The organism is Phenylobacterium sp. (assembly GCF_036501465.1).
Taxonomy (GTDB): domain Bacteria; phylum Pseudomonadota; class Alphaproteobacteria; order Caulobacterales; family Caulobacteraceae; genus Phenylobacterium.
Genome location: NZ_DASYAF010000084.1, coordinates 1 through 1,703, shown reverse-complemented (window position 1 = coordinate 1,703; position 1,703 = coordinate 1). Strand labels below are relative to the sequence as shown.

Genomic DNA, 1,703 nt, shown 5'->3' with positions numbered 1-1,703 from the left:
AGGTCGGGGTCGGCGGCGACCGGGAACTTGGAGCGGCACTCGCTGGTGGAGAATTCGGCCAGCCGGTCGATATTGCCGGCGGTGACGCCGATCACGGTGGCGCCCAGCTTGTCGTAGCCGGCGGTGGCGTCGGCGAAGTCGTGCGCCTCGATCGTGCAGCCCTTGGTGAAGGCGGCCGGGAAGAAGTAGAGCACCACCGGGCCCTTCTTCAGGGCGCTGTCCAGGTTGAAGTTGAAGGACTTGCCGCCCATCGCGGCCGGGGCGCTGAAATCGGGGGCGTGAGCGCCGACCGCGAGCGCGGCCAGGGCGGGGGACGTGACGGCGAAAGCGGCCACGGCCGCGAAGGCGAACAGGGACTTTTTCATAAAGGCTTCCTTGCTGGACAGTCTGTCCAGTATGGCACGAACCCGCCTCCGAAAACATCGCTATCGCACAGCCGGCTTGCCGATATCGCTCCTTTCCCCTAACCCTCCGGCGCGAATTCGCCATTGTCCGACCGGGAGCATCCATGGGCCTCGCCTTCGTCTTTCCAGGTCAGGGCAGCCAGGCCGTCGGCATGGGAACCGAGCTGGCCGAGGCCTTCGCCGCGGCCCGCGAAGTGTTCGAAGAGGTCGACGACGCGCTGGGCCAGAAGCTGTCGCGCCTGATGCGCGACGGCCCCATCGAAGACCTGACCCTGACCGAAAACGCCCAGCCGGCGCTGATGGCCGTCTCGATGGCGGTGGTGCGGACGCTGCAAAACCAACTCGATGTCTCGATAAGCCAGGCGGGGTTCGTCGCCGGCCATTCGCTTGGCGAATACTCCGCCCTGGCCGCGGCCTCGGCGATCACGCTGGGCGACACCGCGCGGCTCCTGCGGTTGCGCGGCCAGGCCATGCAGCGGGCGGTTCCCGTGGGCGAGGGCGCCATGGCCTCGCTGATCGGGCCGAAGACCGACGTGGCCCTGGCCGAGGCCGCGGCCGCCATCGGCGCCGAGATCGGCGTCTGCGTCGTCGCCAACGACAACAATGCCGGCAATGTGGTGATTTCCGGCGACAAGGCCGCGGTCGACCGGGCGATCGAGGCGGCCAAGGCGATGGGCGCGCGGGCCATCGCGCTGAACGTCTCCGCCCCCTTCCATTGCCCGCTGATGCAGCCGGCCGCCGACGAGATGGCCGAGGCGCTGGCCGCCGCCCCGATCGTCCCGCCCCGCGCCCCGCTGGTGGCCAACGTCACCGCCCGGCCGGTGCTCGATCCGGACGCGATCCGCCGGCTGCTGGTCGAGCAGATCACCGGCCGCGTGCGCTGGCGCGAGAGCATCGAGTGGCTGGCCGGCGAGGGCGGCGTCACCCGGTTCGTCGAGGCCGGCGCCGGCAAGGTGCTGACCGGCATGGCCAAGCGCATCGCGCCGGACGCCGATGCGGTGGCGCTGAACACGCCGGCCGATCTCGAAGCCTTCGCCAAGTCGCTCTAGGGACACCCGCATGTTCGATCTTTCCGGCAAGACCGCCCTGGTCACCGGCGCCTCCGGCGGCATCGGCGGCCCGATCGCGCGCGCCCTGCACGCCCAGGGCGCGGCGGTGGTGCTGTCCGGCACCCGCCAACCGGCGCTCGACGCCCTGGCCGGCGAGCTGGGCGAGCGCGCCAGGACCCTGACCTGCGACCTGACCGACCCGGCCAGCGTCGACGGCCTGATCGGCGCGGCCGACGCGCTGGGCGCGCCG

At 71.2% G+C, this 1,703-nt stretch carries 3 protein-coding genes; 2 read left to right on the top strand and 1 reads right to left on the bottom strand.

The features are described from left to right. The coding region (locus VGL85_RS08915; protein ID WP_331588206.1) for a peroxiredoxin at positions 1-365 on the bottom strand (365 nt) is incomplete at its 3' end. A gap of 143 nt (positions 366-508) precedes the next feature. Here VGL85_RS08915 and fabD point away from each other — a divergent pair. Continuing rightward, entirely contained in the window at positions 509-1,453 is a 945-nt protein-coding gene (fabD, locus tag VGL85_RS08910) for an ACP S-malonyltransferase (RefSeq protein WP_331588204.1), read from the top strand. A gap of 10 nt (positions 1,454-1,463) precedes the next feature. Beyond that, positions 1,464-1,703: SDR family NAD(P)-dependent oxidoreductase (locus VGL85_RS08905; protein ID WP_331588202.1), on the top strand; the 240-nt coding region annotated here is incomplete at its 3' end.